General features: G+C 69.8%; 2 protein-coding genes and 1 pseudogene. All 3 read left to right on the top strand.

Going from position 1 to position 25,019, the window contains the following annotated elements; all coding sequences use genetic code 11:
* Positions 1 to 73: 73 nt before the first annotated feature.
* Positions 74 to 23,104, top strand: a pseudogene (locus A5711_RS05425) (non-ribosomal peptide synthase/polyketide synthase); the annotation flags it as partial.
* Between the two features lie 86 nt (positions 23,105 to 23,190).
* Positions 23,191 to 23,772, top strand: coding sequence for a carboxymuconolactone decarboxylase family protein (locus tag A5711_RS05420; protein ID WP_067944620.1), 582 nt, complete (start codon positions 23,191 to 23,193; stop codon positions 23,770 to 23,772).
* 32 nt (positions 23,773 to 23,804) lie between these two features.
* The gene (locus tag A5711_RS05415) at positions 23,805 to 24,929 is read left to right on the top strand and encodes a nitronate monooxygenase family protein (protein WP_067944619.1); all 1,125 of its coding nucleotides are present in this window, start codon (positions 23,805 to 23,807) and stop codon (positions 24,927 to 24,929) included.
* The last annotated feature ends 90 nt before the right edge of the window (positions 24,930 to 25,019 follow it).

The raw sequence follows: 25,019 nt of genomic DNA, 5'->3' as shown, positions 1-25,019 counted from the left end.
TTGATGCCGGTCCCCGTCCGTGGAGAAGATCAACCCGAAGCCAGTTGCCTGGCCGGAGTTGGTGTACGAAGCCGACGCTTCGCCGGTGGTGGTGGTCACCGCCGCGGGGTTGCGGTCGCGACTGGGCGGATTTTCGGGGGTGGTGCTGGAGGCCGATGATCCGGCGATCGACTTGCAGCCGGGTGTGGGGTTCGCGGGGCCGGGTGCCGACGACGTGGCGCACGTGATTTACACCTCGGGGACGACGGGCGCGCCCAAAGGGGTGGCGGTTACGCACCGCAATGTGACGCAGCTGTTTGAGGCGTTGGCTGGTGATGGGTTGCTGGGGGCGGGGCACGTGTGGAGTCAGTGCCATTCGCTGGCATTCGACTTCTCGGTGTGGGAGATCTGGGGTGCGTTGTTGCACGGGGGCCACCTGGTGGTGGTGCCGGATGCGGTGGCGCGGTGCGGCGACGATCTGCAGGCGCTGCTGGTGGGCGAGCGGGTGTCGGTCCTGACGCAGACGCCGTCTGCGCTGGGAGTGTTGGCGCCGCAGGGGGTGGGGGCGGCGTTGGTAGTGGGGGCGGAGCCCTGTCCGCCGGCGGTGGTGGACCGGTGGGCGCCGGGCCGGGCGATGGTCAACGTGTACGGGCCCACCGAGACCACGATGTGGGTGTCCAAGAGCGCGCCGTTGATCGCGGGATCGGGGCCGCCGCCGATCGGTTCACCGGTGGGCGGGGCGGCGCTGTTCGTGCTGGACGGCTGGCTGCGGCCGGTGCCCGCGGGGGTCGTCGGCGAGTTGTATGTGGCCGGCCGCGGCGTGGGCGTGGGATATGTACGGCGGGCGGGGTTGACCGCGTCGCGGTTCGTGGCGTGCCCGTTCGGCGGGAATGGCGAGCGGATGTATCGCACCGGGGACCTGGTGTCGTGGGGTCCTGATGGGCAGTTGCGCTACGCCGGGCGCGCCGACGAGCAGGTCAAGATCCGCGGCTACCGCATCGAGCTCGGCGAAATCCAAACCGTCCTAACGGGTTTGGCCGGTGTAGAGCAGGCGGTCGTGATCGCCCGCGAGGACCGGCCCGGGGACAAGCGGCTGGTGGCGTACCTGACCGGCACCGCCGATCCCGCCGTGGTACGCACCCATCTCGCCGAGCGGCTGCCGGCTTACATGGTTCCGGCCGCGGTCGTGCCCCTGGCCGCCTTGCCGTTGACCCTCAACGGCAAACTCGATACGCGCGCCCTTCCCGCGCCGGAATACCCCGGGTACGGGTATCGGGCGCCGGCCACCCCCACCGAAGAGGTCCTCGCCGGGATTTACGCCAAGGTTCTGGGCATCGGCCGGGTCGGGGTCGACGATTCGTTCTTCGATCTGGGTGGGGATTCCCTGTCGGCGATGCGCCTGGTCGCCGCGGTGAACACCGGTCTGGACGCGACCCTTTCCGTGCGGGCGTTGTTCGAGGCGCCGACGATCCGCCGGTTGGCGCCGCGGCTCGATGAGGGGGAGGAGAGGCTGCCGCGGGTCGTGGCCGGTGCGCGGCCCGCGGTGGTGCCGCTGTCGTTCGCCCAGTCCCGGCTGTGGTTCCTCGACCAGTTGCACGGCGCTTCGCCGGTCCACAACATGGCGGTGGCGTTGCGCTTGCGTGGTGGCCTCGATGCCGACGTGCTGGGGATGGCGCTTGCCGATGTGATCGCGCGGCATGAAAGCCTGCGCACGGTCTTCGTCGCCCGGGAGGGCACCCCCCAGCAAGTGGTCGTCCCGGTCGGCCACTTCGATTTCGGTTGGCACGTCGTCGATGCCAGCGCCTGGCCGGCGTCCCGGTTGGCGGAGGCGGTCGAGGTGGCGGCGCGTTACTCGTTTGATTTGACGGTTGAGATCCCTTTGCGGGCAACGCTTTTTCGCCTACGCGACGACGAGAGCGTACTGGTGGCCGTGGCTCACCATATTGCTGCCGATGGGTGGTCGATCACGCCGCTGGTGCGTGATTTGGGCGTGGCTTATGCCAGCCGGTGTGCGGGCGAGGCGCCGGGTTGGGCCGAACTACCGGTGCAATACGTGGATTACACGCTGTGGCAGCGGGCCCAGTTCGGGGACCTGAATGACCCGCACAGTGCGATCACCGCGCAACTGGCGTATTGGCTGGACGCGTTGGCGGGCATGCCCGAGCGTCTGGAGTTGCCCACCGACCGGCCTTATCCGGCGGTGGCTGATTTTCGGGGGGAGCGGGTGGCCGTGGAGTGGCCCGCGGAGTTACAACGACGAGTGAGTGAGGTGGCCGGTGAGCATAATGCGACCAGTTTCATGGTGGTACAAGCCGCGTTGGCGGTCTTATTGGCCAAGCTGGGAGCGACTTCGGATGTGGCAGTGGGTTTTCCGATTGCCGGGCGTCGTGATCCCGCGCTTGACGAGTTGGTCGGCTTCTTCGTCAATACGTTGGTATTGCGCACCGACCTGGGTGGAAATCCGACCGTGGCTGAGGTCTTGGCCCAGGTGCAGCTGCGCAGCCTGGCCGCATACGAGCACCAAGACGTGCCCTTCGAAGTCCTCGTCGAACGGCTGCATCCCGCACGCAGCCTCGGCCATCACCCCCTCATCCAGGTAGTCCTGGCCTGGCAGAACCTGCCCTGGCAGCACAACGGCCCCGCCGCCGGGCTGACCCTGGGCGACGTGCAGGTCACCCCGGTTCCGGTGGACACCCAGGTTGCCCGCATGGATCTGGTGTTCTCGTTGGCCGAACGCTGGACCGAGGACGGCCGGCCCGCGGGTATCGGTGGGGCGGTGGAATTCCGCACCGACGTGTTCGACACCGCCCGCATCGAGGGATTGATCGACAAGTTGCATCAGGTGCTGGTGGCCATGACCAGCGATCCGGCGCGTCGGCTCTCGTCGATTGAAGTGCTTGACGAATCGGAACGAGCCCGGCTCGAGGCCGTCGGTAATCGTGCGGTGCTGCAGGGGCCGGTGCCGGCCGGGGTGTCGATTCCGGCGTTGTTCGCCGCCCAGGTCGACCGCGCGCCCGACGCGGTTGCGGTGACCTGCGCGCAGCGCGCGTGGACGTATCGGGAGGTCGATGAGTCATCGAATCGGCTGGCGCACTTGCTAGTTGAGTACGGCGCGGGCCCGGGGGAGTGTGTGGCGCTGCTGGCCGAGCGTTCGGCCCAGGCCGTCATCGCGATGCTGGCCGTGCTCAAAACCGGGGCGGCGTACCTGCCCATCGACCCGGGACTGCCGGCCGCCCGGATCGAGTTCATGCTCACCGACGCCGCACCGATCGCCGCGATCGTCAGCCCCGAGATGCGGTCGCGGCTCGACGGCTCCGGTGCGGCCGTCATCGAGGTCAACCACCCCGCCGTCGCGGCGCAAGCCGGCGATCGGCTGCCCGCACCGTCCGCGGACAACATCGCCTACATCATCTACACGTCCGGCACCACCGGCACCCCGAAGGCTGTGGCGGTGCCGCATCGCAACGTCACCCGGCTGCTGGAGTCCGTCAACGGGGAAGTGGCGCTGGGCCGGGTGTGGGCACAGTGCCACTCGCTGGCGTTCGACTTCTCGGTGTGGGAGATCTTCGGGTCGCTGCTGCACGGCGGCCGGCTGGTGATGGTGCCCGACAACGTCGTGCGCTCGCCGAAAGAGTTGCACGCCATGCTGGTTCGCGAACAGGTCAGTGTGCTCAGCCAGACGCCGTCGGCGTTCTCTGTCCTCGCGCCCGAGCTGGGCAAAGAGTCGAAGTTGCAGACGGTGGTGTTCGGTGGCGAGGCGCTCGAGCCGCATCGGCTGGGCAAGTGGTTGCACAACCACCCCGGTTATCCGCGTCTGATCAACATGTACGGCATCACCGAAACCACGGTGCACGCCTCGTTCCGGAAGATCGTCGACGGTGACGTCGACAGCAACGCCAGCCCGATCGGGCTGCCGCTGGCGCATCTGGGCTTCTTCGTGCTCGACCCATGGCTTAACCCCGTGCCCGCGGGCGTGGTCGGCGAGCTGTATGTGGCCGGCCGCGGTTTGGCGTACGGGTATGTGGGCCGGCCGGGGTTGTCGGCGACGCGGTTCGTCGCGTGCCCGTTCGGCGGGGCCGGCGCGCGCATGTATCGCACCGGCGACCTGGTGCGCTGGGGCGCCGATGGCCAGCTGCAGTACCTGGGCCGCGCCGACGAGCAGGTCAAGATCCGCGGCTACCGCATCGAACTCGGCGAAATACGCACGGCGCTCACCGATTTGGTGGGCGTCGCGCAGGCGGCCGTGGTCGTCCGCGAGGACCGCCCCGGCGACAAGCGCCTCGTCGCCTACATCACCGGCACGGCCGAGCCCGCCCTCGCCCGAGCCCAGCTGGCTGACCGGCTTCCCGGCTACATGGTCCCGGCCGCGGTCGTCGCACTGGACCGGCTGCCGCTGACCGTCAACGGCAAGCTCGACGCCCGCGCCCTACCGGCGCCCGAATACCGGGAAAGCGGCGAGTACCGCCCTCCGGCGACCCCGGTCGAGGAAATCCTGTCCGGCATCTACGCCCGGGTGCTGGGATTGGAACGCGTCGGGACCGACGACTCCTTCTTCGAGCTGGGCGGGGATTCGTTGTCGGCAATGCGCTTGGTGGCCGCGGTCAACATCGCGCTGGACGCCCAGCTGGTGGTGCGAACCTTGTTCGAGGCGCCGACGATTCGTCAGTTGGGCCCGCGGCTCGGTGCGGGCGACGGGCGAGCGGCGCGGGTGGTGGCCGGTGCGCGCCCGGCGGTGCTGCCGTTGTCGTTTGCTCAGAGCCGAATGTGGTTCACCGATCAATTGCAGGGACCGTCACCGGTTTACAACATGGCAGCGGCCATGCGGCTGGACGGGCACCTCGATGTGGAGGCGCTCGCGGCGGCGCTGGGCGATGTGGTGGCCCGGCACGAAAGCTTGCGCACGGTGTTCGTCGCACCGAGGGGCACACCGCAGCAGGTGGTTGTCCCCGCCGAGCGGGCCGATTTCGGCTGGCGGGTGGCGGATGCCGGCGACTGGTCGGCGAGCCGCCTCGAGGAGGCCATCGAGGCAGTGGCGTGCCACACGTTTGATCTTGGCGCCGAAATCCCGCTGCGGGCCGAGCTTTTCAGGGTCGCCGCGAACCGGCATGTGCTGGTGGCGGTCGCCCACCATATCGCCGCCGACGGGTGGTCACTGACGCCGCTGGTCCGCGACCTCGGGTTGGCCTATGGCAGCCGGTCCGCGGGCAAGGAGCCGGGATGGGCGCCGCTCCCGGTGCAGTACGCCGACTACACGCTGTGGCAGCAGGCCCGGTTGGGGGATCTGGACGATCCCGACAGTCCGGTCGCCGGGCAACTGCGCTATTGGCAGCAAGTGTTGGCCGACATGCCCGAGCATCTCGCGCTGCCCACCGACCGGCCCTACCCATTGGAGGCCGACCATCGCGGGTCCAGCGTGGCCGTGGAGTGGCCGGTGGAGTTGCAGCATCGGATCCGTGCGGTAGCTCGCGAGCACAACGCGACGAGCTTCATGGTGATTCAGGCCGCCCTGGCGGTGCTACTAGCCAAAGTCAGCGCGAATTCGGATGTGGCCGTGGGCTTTCCGATCGCCGGCCGCCAGGACCCGGCGCTGGATGAGCTGGTGGGCTTCTTCGTCAACACCTTGGTACTGCGGATCGATCTCGCCGGAAACCCCACGCTCGCGGAGGTGTTGGCTCAGGTGCGGCAGCGCAGCCTCGCCGCCTACGAGCATCAGGACGTGCCCTTCGAGGCGCTGGTGGAGCGGCTCAACCCCACGCGCAGCCTGACCCATCACCCCTTGGTCCAAGTCATGTTGACGTGGCAGACGAACAGCCCCGCCGAACTGAACTTGGGCGATCTGCACGTCACCCCGCTGCCGCTGAACAACCAAACGGCCCGGATGGACTTGGTGTTCTCGTTGGCCGAACGCTGGACCGTGGACGGCCAGCCCGCCGGCATCGGCGGGGCGGTGGAATTCCGCACCGACGTGTTCGACGCCGACACCATCAGAACATTGGTCGATCGCTTGCAGCGGGTGCTGGTCTCATTGACGACCGATACGGCCCGACCGCTGTCGGCGATCGACATCCTCGACGAGGCGGAGCATGCCCGGCTGCGCACGCTCGGCAACCAAGACGCGCTGTCCCAGCCGTGGTTGCCGGTGTCGATTCCGGGGTTGTTCGCGGCGCAGGTGGTGCGTGCGCCGGGCGCGGTGGCGGTGCGGTGTGCGGGTCGTTCGTTGTCGTATCGGGAGTTGGATGAGGCGTCGAATCGGTTGGCGCATGCGCTGATCGCTCGGGGTGCGGGTCGGGGGGAGTCGGTGGCGGTGTTGTTGGAGCGCTCGGCCGAGGCGATCGTGGCGATCCTGGGGGTGCTGAAGTCGGGGGCGGCGTATTTGCCGATCGATGCGGGGTTGCCGGCGGCGCGGGTCGAGTTCATGTTGACCGACGCCGCGCCGGTTGCCGCGGTGACCAGCGTGGCGCTGGCCGAGAAGTTGGCCGGCTATGTGTTGCCGGTCATCGACGTGCACAGCCCCGTGCTGCAGTCGCAGCCCGCCACGGCGCCCCCGGGCCCGGATCCTGAGGATGTCGCGCACATCATCTACACCTCGGGCACGACCGGGGTGCCCAAGGGGGTGGCGGTCAGCCACGCCAACGTGACCCGGTTGTTCGACGCCGCGCAGGTCGGGGTGGTGTTGGGGCCAGGCCAGGTGTGGACCCAGTTCCATTCGTATGCGTTTGATTTCTCGGTGTGGGAGATCTGGGGGGCGCTGCTGCACGGGGGGCGGCTGGTGGTGGTCCCGGAGGCCGTGGCGCGCTCGCCGAAGGATTTTCATGCGTTGGTGGTGGCCGAGAAGGTCACGGTGTTGAGTCAGACCCCGGCGGCGGTGCGCATGCTGTCACCGCAGGGTCTGGAGGGCACCGCGCTGGTGATCGGGGCCGAACCCGTGGGCGCGGAGCTGGTGGACCGGTGGGCGCCGGGGCGGGTGATGATCAATGTCTACGGCCCGACCGAGACCACGATCTTCGCCACGGCCAGTAGGGCGTTGGTGGCCAAGTCCGGGGCGCCGCCGATCGGCTCGGCGGTGCCCGGGGCGGCGTTGTTCGTCCTGGACGCCTGGTTGCGTCCGGTGCCGGCCGGGGTGGTCGGGGAGTTGTATGTGGCCGGGCGCGGCGTGGGGTATGGATATGTGCGCCGCGCGGGGTTGAGCGCGTCGCGGTTCGTGGCGTGCCCGTTCGGCCCGGCCGGTGCGCGCATGTATCGCACCGGGGACCTGGTGTCCTGGGGCCGCGATGGGCAGCTGCGCTATGTCGGGCGCGCCGATGAGCAGGTCAAGATCCGCGGCTATCGCATCGAGGTCGGCGAAATCCGCTCGGCGCTGGCCGCATTCGACGGCGTCGAGGAAGCGGTCGTCATCGTGCGCGAGGACCGCCCCGGCGACAAACGCCTCATCGGCTACATCACCGGCACCGCCGACCCCACCGAGCTCCGCGCCCACCTCGCCCACCGGCTACCCGACTACATGATCCCGGCCGCGGTCGTCCCACTGCCCACCCTGCCCATCACCCTCAACGGCAAACTCGACACCCGCGCCCTCCCCACACCCGACTATCAGGACACCGATCGCTACCGCGCCCCGGCCAGCGCGATCGAAGAAATCCTCGCCGGCATCTACGCCCAAGTCCTGGACCTCAAGCGGGTCGGGGCGGATGACTCCTTCTTCGATCTCGGCGGCGACTCGCTCTCGGCGATGCGGGTGATCGCGGCGATCAACAGTGGTCTCGATACCGCCCTTACGGTGCGGGCGCTGTTCGAGGCACCCACGGTGGCACAGTTGGCGCCCCGCATCGGCAGCAGTGGGGGCGGCCTGAGGCCATTGGTAGCCGCCAAACGCCCTGCGACGGTGCCGCTTTCATTCGCCCAGAGCCGGCTGTGGTTCCTCGACCAACTGCACGGCCCTTCACCCGTTTACAACATGGCCGCCGCCCTGCGGCTCGTCGGCCGGCTGGACACCGACGCGTTGCGCGCCGCGTTGCGCGACATGGTGGCCCGCCACGAGAGCCTGCGCACCATCTTCGTCGCGCCGGAGGGCACCCCGCAACAGGTCGTGCTACCGCCCACGCAGGCCGGCCTCGGGTGGGACGTGGTGTCGACCGACGGCTGGTCGGCAAGCCGGCTCGCCGAAGCCATCGAGGCGGCGGCGCGTTACTCGTTCGACCTGGCCGCGGAGATCCCCTTGCGGGCGACGCTTTTCCGGGTGGGTGTGGATGAGCATGTGTTGGTCGCCGTTGCTCATCATATTGCCGCGGATGGGTGGTCGATCACGCCGTTGGTGCGTGATTTGGGGGTGGCTTACGCCTGTCGGTGCGCGGGCGAGCCCCCGGGCTGGGCCGAATTGCCGGTCCAGTACGTGGATTACACGCTGTGGCAGCGTGCCGAGTTCGGCGACCTGGACGATCCGCACAGTGCGATTGCCGCCCAGCTGGCCTATTGGCAGGATGCATTGGCCGGGATGCCCGAGCGCCTGGAGTTGCCGACGGATCGGGCGTATCCGTTGGTGGCTGATTATCGTGGAGCGCGGGTGGCCGTGGAGTGGCCCGCGCAGCTGCAACAGCGGGTGCGGGAGTTGGCCGGTGGTCACAATGCGACCAGCTTCATGGTGGTACAGGCCGCCCTGGCGGTGCTGCTGGCCAAGCTGAGCGCGAGTAGCGATGTGGCAGTAGGCTTTCCGATCGCCGGGCGGCGCGACCCCGCGCTCGACGACTTGGTCGGATTCTTCGTCAACACCCTGGTGCTGCGCACCGACTTGTCCGGCAACCCCACCGTCGCTGAGCTGCTGGCCCAGGTGCAGCAGCGCAGCCTGACCGCCTACGAACACCAGGACGTGCCCTTCGAAGTCCTCGTGGAGCGGCTGCGTCCCACTCGCAGCCTCAGCCACCACCCCCTCATCCAGGTCGTCTTGACCTGGCAGAACCACGATTTCGCCGACCTGACGTTGGGTGACCTACAGGTCACCCCGCTGCCGACGGACACCCACAGCGCGCGCATGGATTTGGTGTTCTCGCTGGCCGAACGCTGGACCGAGGACGGCCGGCCCGCCGGCATCCGCGGGGCGGTCGAATTCCGCACCGACGTGTACAACACCGCCCGCATCGAGGGAATGATCGAGCAGTTGCACGACGTATTGGTCGCCATGACCGCCGACCCGGCCCGTCGGCTCTCATCGATCGATGTGCTCGACGAGGCAGAACACGCCCGGCTCGAGGCCATCGGCAACCGCGCGGTGCTGAACCTGCCGGCCTCCCTTGGCATCTCGATCCCGGAGTTGTTCGCCGCCCAGGTCGACCGCGCACCCGAGGCCGTGGCCATCACAAGCGCGGACCGTTCGTGGACCTACGCCGAGGTCGAGCAGTCCGCTAACCGGTTGGCGCACCTGCTGATTGAGTACGGCGCGGGCCCGGGGGAGTGTGTGGCGCTGCTGGCCGAGCGTTCGGCCCAGGCCGTCATCGCCATACTGGCGGTGCTCAAAACCGGGGCGGCGTACCTGCCCATCGACCCGGGACTGCCGGCCGCGCGCATCGAGTTCATGCTCACCGACGCCATACCGATCGCCGCGATCGTCACCCCCGAAGTGCGTTCCCGGCTCGACGGTTCGGACCTGGCCGTCATCGACTTCGACGACACCGAAATAGCACCCCAACCCAGCGGCGCACTCCCGGCGCCGGACCCGGAGAACATCGCCTACCTCATCTACACCTCGGGCACGACCGGGGTCCCCAAGGGCGTGGCCGTCACCCACCACAACGTCACCCAACTGCTCGAATCCGTGCACGAAGAGCTGGAACTCGGCCACGTGTGGTCGCAATGCCACTCGCTGGCCTTCGACTTCTCGGTCTGGGAGATCTTCGGATCGCTGCTGCACGGCGGCCGGCTCGTCATCGTGCCCGACAACGTCGTGCGCTCACCGGAAGAGTTGCACGCCATGCTCGTTCGCGAACGGGTCAGCGTATTGAGCCACACCCCCTCGGCGGTGGCGGCACTATCGCCGCAAGGCCTCGAATCGGTGGCGACGCTGGTAATGGGCGGGGAGGCGTGTCCGCCCGAGGTCGTTGACCGATGGGCGCCCGGGCGGGTGATGGTCAACCAGTACGGCCCGACGGAAACCACGATGTACGCGGCGATGACCGCGCCGCTGACCGCCGGAACCGGGGCGCCGCCGATCGGGTCTCCGGTGCCGGGCGCGGCATTGTTCGTGTTGGACAAGTGGATGCGGCCGGTGCCGATCGGCGTGGTCGGCGAGTTGTATGTCGCCGGGCGTGGCGTGGCGTGCGGGTACTTGGGGCGGTCGGGGTTGACCGCCTCGCGGTTCGTGGCGTGCCCGTTCGGTGGGTCCGGCGCACGCATGTACCGCACCGGCGACCTGGCCTGCTGGGGCGCCAATGGGCAGCTGCAGTACCTGGGCCGGATTGACGAACAGGTCAAGATCCGCGGGTATCGCATCGAGCTCGGCGAAATACGCACGGCGCTTACCCGTTTGGCGGGGGTCGCGCAGGCGGCCGTGGTCGTCCGTGAAGACCGGCCCGCCGACAAGCGCCTCGTCGCCTACATCACCGGGACCGCTGACCCCGCCCGCGCCCGCGGCCAGCTGGCCGACCGGCTCCCCGCGTACATGGTCCCGGCCGCGGTCGTCGCACTGGACGAGCTGCCGCTGACCGTCAACGGCAAACTCGACACCCGCGCCCTGCCACCGCCCGACTACCAAAGCGCCGAGAATTATCGCGCGCCGGGCGACGCGGTCGAAGATATTCTCGCCGGCATCTACGCCCAGGTGCTCGGCGTGGACCGCGTCGGCGTCGACGACTCCTTCTTCGACCTGGGTGGCGACAGCATCTTGTCGATGCAGGTGGTGGCCCGGGCGCGGGCGGCGGGCGTCGTGTTCCGCCCGCGCGACATCTTCGTCGAGCAGACCGTGGCCAGGCTGGCCCGGGTGGCCGGAGTGCTCACCGACGACGACGTGGCCGACGAGGGCATCGGCGAAGTCATTGCCACCCCGATCATGCACTGGCTGCACCGGGTCGACGGGCCGGTCGACCAGTTCAACCAGACCATGGTGGTCCAAGCCCCCGCGGGCGTCACCCAGGACGACGTCGTGACGTTGGTGCAGGCCATGATCGATCGGCACCCGATGCTGCGGCTGCGCGTCGACGACGACGGCGCCGGCGGCTGGTCGCTGCAGGTGCCCGCGCCGGGAACGGTCGACGCGCGCGGGTGCGTGCACACCGTCGACGTGTTGTCCGAAGCGGCGTTGGTGGCGGCGCGGTCGCGGTTGAACCCGGCCGCCGGCGTGATGCTGGGGGCGGTATGGGCGGCGTCCAACGGCCGGTTGGCGCTGGTCGTCCACCACCTCGCCGTCGACGGAGTGTCGTGGCGAATCCTGTTGGAGGACTTGAACATCGCGTGGGCCCAGCTGCACAGCGGGCGGCCGGTGGCGCTGACCGGGGGTGGGACGTCGTTCGCCCGCTGGTCGGCACTGCTGGCGGAGCACGCCCGGCGCGCCGAGGTCGTCGCATCGGCGGACGCCTGGCGCCGGGTAACGGCGATCCCCGCCGCGTTCCCGGCGGTGCGTCCCGATGCGGACACCTACCAGACGGCCGAACACATGTCGGTGTCACTGGACACCGAAACCACTCGCATGTTGCTGGGGGCAGTGCCGGCGGCGCTTCACGCCGGTGTCCAGGACATTTTGGTGGTCGCCCTCGGGTTGGCGATCAACGAATTCCTGGGCACCGGCGCGCCGCTTTCGATCGATGTGGAGGGCCACGGCCGCCACGAGGATGTGGGCCCGCGTGTCGATGTGTCGCGCACCGTCGGATGGTTCACCGCCAAATATCCGGTCGCGTTGAGCCTCGGCAAACCGCGCTGGGCGAAGGTCGAAGCCGGCGACGCCGAGCTCGGCGCGCTCATCAAGGACGCCAAAGAACAGCTGCGCGCACTGCCAGACGGGCTGACCTACGGGCTGCTGCGCTACCTGAATCCCGAAGTGGGACTGGATGACCCGGACCCCGTGATCGGATTCAACTATCTGGGACGCCTCGGCGGGGCAGCCGAGTTGTCAGAGGAATTGTGGCGACTCGACCAAGAGGGCCTGCAGCTGACCGCCGCGACCGCTGCATTGCCGATGCCGCTGGGACACACGCTGGAACTCAACGCCGGCACGATGGAAACGGCGAATGGCCCTCGCCTGCAGGCCAACTGGACATGGGCGCCCTCGGCCCTCGAACGGCGTCAGGTCCGCCGACTCAGCCAATTGTGGTGCGACGCCCTGGCCGGCATCTGCGAGCACGTGCGAAACGGTGGGGGCGGATTGACCCCGTCGGACATCGCGCCGGCACGGCTGAGCCAGCAGCAGATCGATGAGCTGTGCCGGCAACACCAGATCGCCGACGTGTTGCCGCTCACGCCGCTGCAGCAGGGGCTGCTCTTCCACGCCAGTGCCGGGCGGGACCCCGGCGACGACGTGTACGCGGTGCAGCTCGACATCACCGTGTGCGGCCCGCTCGACCCGCAGCGCCTGCGCGAGGCCATGCACACCGTGCTGAACCGGCACCCCAACCTGGTGGCCCGGTTCTGCGAAGACTTCGACGAACCCGTGCAGCTCATCCCGGCCGACCCGGCGCTGGGGTGGCGCTACCTCCAACTCGAGGACGACGACCCCGACCCGGGTGAGCGGATCGGGCGGCTGTGCGCCGCCGAACGTGCCGCGGTGTGCGACCTGGCCGCCCGACGCCCGGCCTTCCGCGCCGCCTTGATCCGCACCGCAACCGACCGGCACCGCTTCGTGCTGACCACCCACCACATCGTGATGGACGGCTGGTCACTGCCGATCCTGCTTCAAGAGATCTTCGCCGGCTACTACCGGGAGCGGTTGCCGCCGGCGACGCCGTATCGCAGCTACCTCAGTTGGCTCGCGGACCGGGACGTGGCGGCCGCAAGAGCCGCGTGGCGCCAGGTGCTCGACGGATTCGACACCCCGACGTTGGTGCGCCCACCCGGTCGGACAGGCCGGCGCGGCGTGGCCACCTTCCAGGTGCCGGCGGACACCACGCGGGCCCTGAGCGGGCTGGCGCGCTCGTCGCACACCACCGTCAGCACCGTCCTGCAGGCCGCGTGGGCGCAGCTGTTGGCGTGGCTGACCGGCCAGGACGACGTGGTCTTCGGCGCCGTGGTCTCGGGCCGGCCGGCGGAGGTGCCCGGCGCCGACGCAATGGTGGGCCTGCTGATCAACACGGTTCCGGTGCGGGCCATCATCACCGGGGCGACCACCGTCGCCGGCCTGCTCGACCAGCTGCGCCGCGCCCACAACCACACCCTCGAACACCAGCACCTGGCGCTGTCCGAAATCCACCGCGCCACCGGGCACGACCAGTTGTTCGACACCCTGTTCGTTTACGAAAACTATCCGGTCGACACCACCGCGTTGGCGGGCGTCCACGAGCTCACCGTCACCGACTTCACCAGCCGCGAGTTCAACCACTATCCGCTCTCGGTGCAGGCCGTGCCGGGCGAAGTCCTTGGCCTGCGCGTCGAATTCGACACCGACGTGTTCGACGCGGCCGGCATCGAGGCGATGGCCGAGCGGTTCCGTCGCCTGCTGGTGGCCATGACGGGCGACCCCACCCGACCGTTGGCGACGATCGATACCCTCCACGAGTCGGAGCACGCCCACCTGGCCGAGTTGGGGAACCAAGCGGTGCTGAGCGAGCCGGCGCCGGGGAGCTCGATTCCGGAGGTGTTCGCCGCGCACGTGGCCCGCACACCGGAGGCGGTGGCGCTGAGCTTCGACGGCGGCTCCATGACGTATCGGGAGCTGGACGAGGCCGCGGATCGCCTGGCGCACCGGCTGGTGTGCCATGGAGCCGGGCCCGGCGCCTTTGTGGCGCTGCTGTTTTCGCGGTCCGCCGACGCGATCGTCGCGATCCTGGCGGTGCTCAAAACGGGGGCCGCCTACCTGCCGATCGACCCCGGCCTGCCGGCCGCGCGAGTCGGGTTCATGATGGCCGATGCCGCGCCGGTCGTCGCCGTCACCACCGCGGCCCTACGGTCGCGGCTGTATGGGTCCGATGTGCCGGTTGTCGACGTCAACGATCGGTCGGCGCACCCACGGGCCGCCGCCGCGTTGCCCACCCCCGCCCCGGAGGACATCGCATACCTGATCTACACGTCCGGCACCACCGGCGTCCCCAAGGGCGTGGCGGTCACCCACCACAACGTGACCCAGCTGATGGCGTCGCTGCACGCGCCCCTGCCGGCGGCCGGTGTCTGGTCGCACTGTCACTCGCTGGGCTTCGACGTCTCGGTCCAGGAGATCTTCGGTGCGCTGCTCGACGGGGGGCGGCTGGTCGTGGTGCCCGAGCCGGTCGTCCACGCACCGGAAGAGCTGCGCGCGTTACTGCTTCGCGAACAGGTCAGCGTGCTGAGTCAGACCCCGTCCGAGGCGAGCGCGTTGTCGCCGGAGGGCCTGGATGCGGTGGCCCTGGTGATCGGCGGCGAGCCCTGCCCGGCCGAGCTGGTGGATCGGTGGGCGCCGGGCCGGGTAATGGTCAACGCCTACGGCCCGACCGAAACCACGGTGGACGCGACGATCAGCGCGCCGCTGACCGGGGGGCCCGCGGTCCCGCCGATCGGCTTCCCGGTGTCGGGCGCCGCGGTAATGGTGTTGGATAAGAGGTTACGCCCGGTGCCGGTCGGGACGGTCGGTGAGTTGTACGTCGCCGGCCGCGGCGTGGCGTGCGGGTATCTGGGCCGATCGGGGCTGACGGCGTCGCGCTTCGTCGCCTGCCCGTTCGGCTCAGCCGGGGCGCGCATGTATCGCACCGGCGACCTGGTGCGCTGGGGCTCCGATGGGCAGCTGCGGTATGTGCGGCGCGCCGATGACCAGGTTAAGATTCGGGGCTATCGCATCGAACCCGGTGAAATCCGCGCGGCGCTAACCACTTTGGACGGAGTCGAGCAGGCGGCGGTGATCGCCCGCGAGGGCCGGCTGGTGGGCTACGTCACCGGCACCGCCGACCCGGCGGGGATCCGCGCCGCGCTCGCCAAGTGGTTGCCCGCCCACATGGTGCCCGCCGCGGTCGTCGCATTAAACGCAATCCCGTTGACGGTCAACGGCAAGCTCGACACCCGGGCCCTACCGGCGCCGGAATACCACGACCCCGATTCGTACCGCGCCCCTGCGTCCGCGGTCGAGGGAATCCTCGCCGAAATCTACGCCAGGGTGCTGGGATTGGCCCGCGTCGGTGTCGAGGAATCGTTCTTCGACCTGGGTGGCGACTCGTTGACGGCCATGCGCCTGGTCGCCGCCGTCAACGCGGGATTGGACGCCCAGCTGTCGGTGCGCGCGGTGTTCGAGGCGCCCACCATTCGCCGGCTGGCGCCGCTCCTCGCCGCGGGCCGCGGTGGACCGGCGCGGGTGGTGGCCGGCGCGCGGCCTGCGGTGCTGCCCTTGTCGTTCGCGCAGTCCCGGCTGTGGTTCATCGACCAGCTGCACGGCCCCTCGCCGGTCTACAACATGGCCGCGGCGCTGCGCCTGCGCGGACACCTGGATGCCGACGCGTTGCGGGCCGCGCTGGCCGACGTGCTGGCCCGGCACGAAAGCCTGCGCACCGTGTTCATCGCGACCGGGGGGACACCGCAGCAGGTGGTGATGCCGCCCGAGGACGCCGAGACCGGATGGGACGTGGTGGACGCCACCGGATGGTCCGCGGGGCGGCTGGACGAGGCCGTCGATGCGGCCGCGGCCCATCCGTTCGACCTGACCACCGAAATGCCGTTGCGGGCGCAACTTTTCCGGGTCGCCGAGGAAGAGCACCTGCTGGTCGCCGTGGTCCACCACATCGCCGCCGACGGCTGGTCGCTCACCCCGCTGGTCCGCGACCTCGGCGTCGCCTACGCCAGCCGGTGCGCGGGCCGGGCGCCGGGATGGGCGCCGCTGGCCGTGCAGTACGCCGACTACACGCTGTGGCAGCGCGCCCACCTCGGTGATCTCGACGATCCGGCCAGCCCGATCGCCGGCCAGTTGCGGTACTGGCAGGACGCGCTGGCCGGGATGCCCGAGCGACTCGAGTTGCCCACCGATCGGCCCTATCCGGCGGTGGCCGATTACCGCGGGGCAAGTGTGGAAGTCGAGTGGCCGGCCGAGCTGCAGGACCGGGTACGCGAGGTGGCGCGGTCGCACAACGCGACCAGTTTCATGGTGCTGCAGGCGGCCTTGGCGGTGCTGCTCGCCAAGGTCAGCGCGAGCTCCGATGTGGCCGTGGGCTTTCCGATTGCCGGGCGGCGCGACCCCGTGCTCGACGATGTCGTGGGCTTCTTCGTCAATACCTTGGTGCTGCGGGTCGATCTGGCCGGGGATCCCACCGTCGCCGAGCTGTTGGCCCAGGTGCGGCGGCGCAGCCTGGCCGCCTATGAACACCAGGACGTGCCCTTCGAGGTGCTCGTGGAACGGCTGAATCCCACCCGCAGCATGGCGCATCATCCGCTCGTCCAGGTGATGTTGGCCTGGCAGAACAACGACACCGCCGACCTCAACCTTGGCGATTTGCAGATCACCGCGCTGCCGGTGGACACCCGCACCGCCCGCACGGACCTGTTGTTCTCGGTGGCCGAACGCTGGACCGACGACGGCCGGTCGGCCGGGATCGGCGGGGCCGTCGAGTTCCGCACCGATGTGTTCGACACCGCCACTGTGGCAACGCTTGTCGCGCGGCTCGAGCGGGTGGTGGCGGCCATCACCGCCGACCCCGCCCGCCGGCTGTCGTCGATCGACGTGCTCGACGAGGCGGAACACGCCCGCCTCGAGCTCATCGGCAACCACGCCGTGCTCAATCAACCCGCGCCGACCCGACTGTCGATTCCCCAGCTGTTCGCCGCCCAGGTGCACCGCACCCCGGACGCGGTCGCGATCAGTTGCGGAAATCGCTCGTGGACCTACCGCCAATTCGACCAGGCCGCAAATCGATTGGCTCATCTGCTGGCCGAGCATGGCGCGGGTCAGGGGGAGCGGGTGGCGCTGCTGATTCCCCGGTCGGCCGGTGCGATCGCGGCGATGCTGGCCGTGCTGAAATCCGGTGCGGCGTATGTGCCGATCGATCCGGGGCTGCCGGCGGCGCGGATCGGCTTCATGCTCACCGACGCCGCGCCGGTGGCCGTGCTCACGACGAGCGGGCTGCGGTCGCGGCTCGATGGGTGTGGCCTGCCGCTGATCGAGATCGACGACCCGAGGGTGGATGCGTTGCCCGATGCGCCGTTGCGGGCACCGGCCCCGGAGGACATCGCCTACGTCATCTATACGTCCGGCACGACGGGAATCCCCAAGGGGGTGGCGGTAACTCACCGCAACGTCACCGAGATGTTGGAGTCGTTGGATGGCGAGCTGGAACTCGGGCAGGTGTGGACGCAGTGCCACTCGTTGGCCTTCGACTTCTCGGTGTTCGAGATCTTCGGCGCCCTGTTGCGCGGCGGCCGTCTGGTGGTCGTATCCGACTCGGTGGTCCGATCACCAGAAGACCTGTATTCCTTGCTGGTTCGTGAACAGGTCAGCGTGCTGAGCCAGACGCCGTCCGCATTCGACGCGCTGCAAACCGCCGATGCGCTCTCACCCGACCTCGCCCAACAACTCAAGCTGCAGACCCTGGTGTTCGGTGGCGAGGCGCTCGAACCTCGGCGGCTGGGTAACTGGCTGGACGGCCATCCGGGACAGCCGCGGCTGATCAACATGTACGGCACCACCGAGACCACGGTGCACGCGTCGTTCCGGGAGATCGTCGCTTGCGACGCCGACAGCGCCGGCAGCCCCATCGGAAGTCCCCTGGCGCATCTCGCCTTCTTCGTGCTGGACGGTTGGTTGCGGCCGGTGCCGACCGGGGTGGTGGGCGAGTTGTACGTGGCGGGCCGGGGTTTGGCGGGTGGGTATGTGGGCCGGTCGGGCCTGACGGCGTCGCGGTTCGTGGCGTGCCCGTCCGGAGCGCCTGGACAGCGGATGTATCGCACCGGGGATCTGGTGCGCTGGGGCGCCGACGGGCAACTGCGCTACCTCGGACGTGCGGACGATCAGGTCAAGGTACGCGGCTACCGCATCGAGCTCGGCGAAATCCGCGCGGCCCTAACGGGTCTGGATGGGGTGGAGCAGGCGGCAGTGATCGCCCGTGAGGACCGCCCGGGGGACAAGCGGCTGGTCGGCTACGTGACCGGGACCGCCGAGCCGGCCCACCTTCGCGCCGTGCTCGGCGAGCGGTTGCCCGCCTACATGGTGCCCGCCGCAATCGTCGCCGTGGACGCAATCCCGTTGACGGTCAACGGCAAGCTCGACGCCCGCGCCCTGCCTGCGCCCGACTACCGCGACGCTGCGTACCGTGCTCCGGCCAGCCCCACGGAAGAGATCCTGGCGGGCATCTACACCCAGGTTCTTGGCGTCGACCGCGTGGGCGTCGACGACTCGTTCTTCGATCTGGGCGGGGATTCGCTCGCCGCGATGCGCCTGATCGCCGCCGTCAACGCCGTCCTGAACGCCCACCTTGGGGTGCGGTCCCTGTTCGAGGCACCCACGATTCACCAGTTGGCGCCGCGTCTCGGTGCGGATGGGTCGGGGCGCACGCCCCTGGTGGCGATCGAGCGGCCCCCGGTGATCCCGTTGTCCTTCGCCCAATCCCGGTTGTGGTTCCTCGACCAGTTGCAGGGGCCCTCGGCGGTGTACAACATGGCGGCGGCGCTGCGATTGCAGGGTCGCCTGGACGCCGACACGTTCGGTGCCGCGTTGCGCGATGTGGTCGCCCGCCACGAGAGCCTGCGCACGGTTTTCATCGCGGCCGAAGGGACCCCGCAACAGGTCGTGGTCGCGCCCGAGGACGCCGATGTCGGTTGGGATGTGGTCGACGCCACCGCCTGGTCGCCGGACCGGCTGGAAGAAGCCGTCGAGGCCGTGGCGCATTACGCGTTCGACCTCGGCAGCGAGATTCCTTTGCGCGCTTGGCTTTTCCGGACGGCCGAGGACGAACACGTATTGGTGTCCGTGCTGCACCATATCGCCGCCGACGGCTTGTCGCTCACGCCGTTGGTCCGTGATCTCGGCGTCGCCTACGCCAGCCGGTGCGCGGGCCGGGCGCCGGGATGGGCGCCGCTGGCGGTGCAGTACGCCGACTACACGCTGTGGCAGCGCGCCCAGTTCGGTGACCTGGACGACCCGGACAGCCCCATCGCCGGGCAAGTGCGGTTCTGGGAACACAACCTGGCGGGGATGCCCGAGCGGCTGGTGTTGCCCACCGATCGGCCCTACCCGCTGGTGGCCGATCACCGCGGGGCCACGGTGCGTGTGCGGTGGCCGGCCGAGTTGCAGCGGCGGGTGCGCGAGGTAGCGCGGTCGCACAACGCGACCAGTTTCATGGTGGTGCAGGCCGCGCTGGCGGTGCTGTTGTCGGCGCTGAGTGGCAGCAGCGAGGTGGCGGTCGGCTTCCCGATCGCCGGGCGGCGCGACCCGGTGCTCGACGACGTGGTGGGCTTCTTCGTCAACACCCTGGTGCTGCGGACGGATCTCGGCGGTGACCCGACGGTCGCGCAGGTGCTGGGGCAGGTCCGGGGGCGCAGCCTGGCCGCCTACGAACACCAGGACGTTCCCTTCGAGGTCTTGGTGGAGCGGCTCCGCCCCGCCCGCAGCCTGAGCCACCACCCGCTGGTCCAAGTCATGCTGGCGTGGCAGAACAACGATTCCGCCGCGGTGAGCCTGGGGGACCTGCACGTCACACCCCTTCCGGTGGACAGCCACACCGCCCGCATGGACCTGACCTTCTCGCTGGCCGAGCACTGGGCCGACACCGGTGAACCCGCCGGGATCGGCGGGCAGGTCGAATTCCGCACCGACGTGTTCGACGCCGGCACCGTCGAAACGCTGATCAATCGCCTGCACCGGGTATTGGTGGCCATCACCGCCGACCCCGCCCGGCCGCTGTCAGCGATCGACATGCTCGATGATGACGAGCGCGCCCGCCTCGACGAGTGGGGTAATCGCGCGGCGTCGAGCCGGCCGGTGACCTCGCCGTCGATCCTGGAATTGTTCGACGCCCAGGTGGCCCGCGCGCCCGAGGCGGCCGCCGTCAGCTGCGGCGAGCGCTCGCTGAGCTACCGCCAACTCGACCGCGCCGCAAACCGGTTGGCGCGCTTGCTGATTGGCCGCGGGGCCGGCCGGGGTGAATGCGTCGGGCTGCTCGTCGACCGCTCGGTCGAGGCGATCGTGGCTATGGTGGCGGTCCTCAAGACCGGGGCGGCGTACCTGCCGCTCGATCCGGGGCTGCCCGCGGCGCGGATCGAGTTCATTCTCGCCGACGCCGCGCCGATCGCCGTGCTGACGACGGCCGGCCTCCGGTCGCGGCTGGACGGCTGCGGACTTGCGGTTCTCGATGTCGACGATGGCGCCGCTTGTGCCCGGCCCGAGGGCGCGGTGCCGGCGCCGACGGCCGACGACATCGCGTACGTCATCTACACGTCCGGCACCACCGGGACCCCCAAGGGAGTCGCGGTCACCCATCGCAATGTCACGCAACTGTTCGGCCCCCTCGAGGCGCCCCTGCCCGCGGCGGGCGTGTGGTCGCAGAGCCATTCGCTGGTTTTCGACGTGTCGGTTTGGGAGATCTTCGGCGCGCTGCTGCACGGCGGGCGGGTGCTGGTGGTGCCCGACGCGACGGCCCGCTCCCCGAAGGAGTTGCACGCCCTGCTCGCGGCCGAACAGGTCAGCGTGCTCACCCAGACGCCGTCGGAGGCGGGGATCCTCCCGCCGGAGGGGCTGGACTCGGCCGCCTTGGTGGTGGCCGGTGAGGCCTGCCCGGAAGAGGTGGTGGACCGGTGGGCGCCGGGACGGACCATGCTGAATCTCTACGGGCCGACCGAGTCCACGATGTGCGTGACGATCAGTGCGCCGCTGGCACCGGAATCGGGCCCACCGCCGATCGGTTCGCCGGTGCCGGGGGCCGCGCTGTTCGTGCTGGACGATTGGTTGCGGCCGGCGCCGACCGGGGTCATCGGGGAGCTGTACGTGGCCGGAGCGGGGCTGACGTATGGCTATCTGCGCCGAGCCGGTCTGACCGCGTCGCGGTTTGTGGCATGCCCCTTCGGGGCGCCCGGGACTCGGATGTATCGCACCGGGGACTTGGTGTGCTGGGGCGCGGACGGGCAACTGCAGTATCTGGGCCGCGCCGACGAACAGGTCAAGATCCGCGGGCATCGCGTCGAACTCGGCGAGGTACGCACGACCCTGGCCGGGCTGGAGGGGGCCGGACAGGTGGCGGTGATCGCCCGCGAGGACCGTCCCGGCGACAAGCGGCTGGTGGGGTACTTCACCGGGACCGCCGACCCGGCCGGACTGCGGGCGGTGCTGGCCGATCGGCTACCCGCGTACATGGTCCCGGCCGCCGTGGTGAAGCTGGACGGGCTGCCGCTGACGGTCAACGGCAAGCTCGACACCCGGGCGTTGCCGGCGCCGGATTACGGCGACGGTGACCGCTACCGCCCGCCGGCTACGCCGGTCGAGGAGACGCTGGCCGACATCTACGCACAGGTCCTCGGGGTGGGGCGGGTCGGCGTCGAGGAGTCGTTCTTCGACCTGGGCGGGGATTCGCTGTCGGCGATGCGCCTGGTGGCCGCGATCCACGCCGCCCTGGGCATTCACGTGCCGGTGCGAACCGTCTTCGACGCGCCCTCGGTGCGCAGCCTGGGTCAGCAGTTGGACCGGCACGATTTCGCGGCCGGGGACAACACCGCGGCCAGCTTCGCGGCCGTGCACGGCCGCGACGCCACCGAGGTGTACGCCGGCGACTTGACGCTGGACAAGTTCATCGACGCCACGACGCTCGGCGCCGCGCCGGCGCTACCCGGCCCCAGTGTCCAGGTGCGGACGGTCCTGTTGACCGGTGCCACCGGCTTTTTGGGTCGGTACCTGGCGCTGCAGTGGCTCGAACAGCTGGAGCTGGCGGACGGCAAGCTGATCTGCCTGGTGCGCGCCGGCTCCGACGCGCAGGCGCGGCAGCGGCTGGAGGAGACGTTCGACAGCGGCGACCCCCGACTGCTGAGCTACTTCCACGAGCTGGCCGCCGACCATCTCGAGGTCATCGCCGGCGACAAGGGCGCGCCGCGTCTCGGCCTGGACCAGCAGACGTGGCAGCGGCTGGCCGACACCGTCGACCTGATCGTCGACTGCGCCGCACTGGTCAACGGCGTGCTGCCCTACAGCGAGCTGTTCGGCCCCAACGTGGCCGGCACCGCCGAGCTCATCCGGCTGGCGCTGACCACCAAACTCAAGCCCTACAACTATGTTTCGACCGCAAACGTCGGTGACGGGGTGGATCGGGCGTCGTTCACCGAGGACGCCGACATCCGGGTCATCAGCCCCACCCGAATCATCGACGGCAGCTACTCCAACGGCTACGCCAACAGCAAGTGGGCCGGCGAGGTGTTGCTGCGGGAGGCCAACGACCTGTGCGCGCTGCCGGTCGCGGTGTTCCGCTGCGACATGCTGCTCGCCGGCACCAGTTACGCGGGCCAGCTGAACCTGTCGGACATGTTCACCCGGATGGTGCTGAGCATCGCCGCGACCGGAGTCGCGCCGCGCTCGTTCTACCGCCTCGACGCCGACGGCAACCCGCCGCGCGCGCACTTCGACGCGCTGCCCGTCGAATTCGCCGCCGAAGCGATCACCACGCTGGGCGTGAAGGTGGTCGCCGGGTTCGAGACCTATCACGTGATGAACCCGCACGACGACGGCATCGGCATCGATCAGTACGTGGACTGGCTGATCGAGGCCGGCCATCCGATCGAGCGGATCGACGACTTCGGGGAGTGGGTGCGGCGGTTCGAGGCCGCGCTGCACGACTTGCCCGAGCGGCAGCGCCAACACTCGGTGCTCCCACTGCTGCAGTCGCCCGGCACCCGGCAGGTCGAGCCCGGCGAACCGGGTCGCGGGTCGCTCGCGTCGACCGACCGTTTCCGCGCCGCGGTGCGGGAAGCCAAGATCGGCCCGCACAGCGACGATCCGGACATCCCGCGCGTGTCGGCGCCGGTGATCGTCAAGTACGTCACCGACCTGAAATTGCTCGGGCTGCTCTGAGCGCTGCCCGTAAAGACCGAAGCGCCAATGGTTTTCGTGCGGGAGATCGCACCGCGCCCCGTGTTCGGTACACTCAAGTGCTCACTATGACAACAGCCCGCGTGCCCAAGTTGCCGCTCGACGAGGCCACGGCCGCCGCCGACGAAGCGGCCGTGCCGAACTACATGGCCGAACTGAGCATCTTCCAGGTGCTGCTCAACCACCCGCCGCTGGCGCGCGCCATCAACGACCTGCTCGCCACCATGCTCTGGCACGGCGCGCTCGATCCGCGGTTGCGCGAGTTGGTGATCATGCGGATCGGCTGGCTGACCGCATGCGATTACGAATGGACCCAGCACTGGCGCGTCGCCTCGAGGTTGGGCGTGGCCCCCGGCGACCTGCTCGGCGTGCGCGACTGGCAGGCGCACGAGGGGTTCGGCCCCACCGAGCGCGCGGTGCTGGCCGCCACCGACGACGTGGTCCGCGACGGCGCGGTGAGTGCCGCCAGCTGGGCGGCCTGCAAACGTGAATTGCAAGGCGACACAACGGTTCTCATCGAACTCGTCACCGCGATCGGCGCCTGGCGGATGGTCGCGTCGCTCCTGCACAGCCTGCAGGTCCCGCTCGAGGAGGGCGTGGCGAGCTGGCCCCCGGACGGCCGGTCGCCCGCGGACGCCGTGATCGATTGACATATCGATCGATAGCTCTTTAGCGTCGGGCAATGCGTACCAGAGTCGCCGAAATGCTCGGCGTCGAATTCCCCATCTGCGCCTTCAGCCACTGCCGCGATGTGGTCGCCGCGGTGACCAATGCGGGCGGGTTCGGCATCCTCGGCGCGGTGGCCCACAGCCCCCACCGGCTCGAGAACGAACTGACCTGGATCGAGGAGCAGACGGGGGGCAAGCCCTTCGGGGTGGACCTGCTGTTGCCGCCCAAGTACGTCGGCGCGGACGAGGGCGGCATCGACGCCAAACAGGCGCGGGCGCTGCTGCCCGAGGAGCACCGCGCGTTCGTCGACGACATCCTCGCCCGCTACGGCATCACCGCGCCGGCCCAGGAGGCGCGGGCCACCGCCGGCGGCCTCAACATCTCGCCCAAGGGTTACGAGCCGCTGCTGGACGTGGCGTTCGCCCACGACATCCGGCTGATCGCCAGCGCGCTCGGGCCGCCGCCTGCGGACCTCGTCGAACGCGCCCACGACCGCGACGTGCTGGTGGCCGCGCTGGCCGGCACCACGCGCCACGCGCAACGGCACGCCGCCGCGGGGGTTGACCTGATCGTCGCGCAGGGCACCGAGGCCGGGGGGCACACCGGCGAGGTCGCCACCATGGTGCTGGTTCCCGAGGTCGTCGACGCCGTGTCGCCGGTCCCGGTCCTCGCCGCCGGCGGTATCGCCCGCGGCCGCCAGATCGCGGCGGCGCTGGCCCTCGGCGCCGAGGGCGTGTGGTGCGGGTCGGTGTGGCTGACCACCGAGGAAGCCGAGACACCACCGGTGGTCAAGGACAAGTTCCTGGCCGCCACCTCCTCGGACACGGTGCGCTCGCGGTCGATGACGGGCAAGCCGGCGCGGATGCTGCGCACGGCCTGGACCGACGAATGGGAGCGGCCGGAAAAGCCCGACCCGCTGGGCATGCCATTGCAGACCGCGCTGGTCACCGAACCGCAGGTGCGCATCAACTCCGCGGCCGCGCACCCCGGGGCCAAGGCGCGCGAGCTGGCCACCTATTTCGTCGGCCAAGTCGTCGGCTCGCTCGACCGGGTTCGCCCTACGCGAACCGTGGTCCTCGACATGGTCGAGGAGTTCATCGACACCATTGGCCGGCTCGAGGGCCTCGTCGAGAACTGACGGGGCTTTTGGCCGCAAGCGCCGTTTCGGGTGTGCGCCCACGGCGGAGGTCGTCGGCGTGTCGCCGCCGTGAGCGCACACCGAAAGCCG

It is taken from the genome of Mycobacterium sp. E2238, from assembly GCF_001672665.1.
Classification (GTDB): Bacteria; Actinomycetota; Actinomycetes; order Mycobacteriales; family Mycobacteriaceae; genus Mycobacterium.
This window is presented reverse-complemented; position numbering and strand designations above follow the sequence as displayed.